At 63.9% G+C, this 549-nt stretch carries 1 protein-coding gene; it reads left to right on the forward strand.

Annotated elements, in window-relative coordinates; translation table 11 throughout:
- Positions 1 to 549: AMP-binding protein (locus tag UCMB321_RS28360; protein ID WP_040072011.1), on the forward strand; the 549-nt coding region annotated here is incomplete at both ends.

Consider the following 549-nt stretch of genomic DNA (forward strand, 5'->3'; position numbering starts at 1 on the left):
CAAACTGCTGTGCAGCGCCGGGGTGACGGTGCTCAACCAGACCCCGAGCGCGTTCCGCCAACTGATCGCGGCCCAGGGTGAAAGCGGCCAGCTGCATTCCCTGCGCCAGGTGATTTTCGGCGGTGAAGCGCTGGACACTGCGATGCTCAAGCCCTGGTACGCCCGGGAACTGAATAGCGGCACGCAACTGGTGAACATGTACGGCATCACCGAGACCACTGTGCATGTGACCTATTACCCGTTGCAGGCCGAAGACGCCCAGCGTGTGGGCGCGAGCCCCATCGGCAAGCGGATTCCCGATCTGCGCCTGTACCTGCTCGACAGCTACGGCCAACCCGTGCCGCCAGGCATGGTAGGGGAGTTGTATGTCGGTGGCGCCGGGGTTGCCCGAGGCTATCTCAACCGTGAGGAACTGAACGCTTCGCGCTTCCTCGACGATCCGTTTGTCCCGGCTCCCGGCGCGCGGATGTACCGTTCCGGCGACCTCGGTCGCTGGTTGGCCGACGGCAGCCTGGAATACCTGGGTCGCAACGACGAACAAGTGAAGAT

This window comes from Pseudomonas batumici (genome assembly GCF_000820515.1).
In the GTDB taxonomy this organism is placed as follows: domain Bacteria; phylum Pseudomonadota; class Gammaproteobacteria; order Pseudomonadales; family Pseudomonadaceae; genus Aquipseudomonas; species Aquipseudomonas batumici.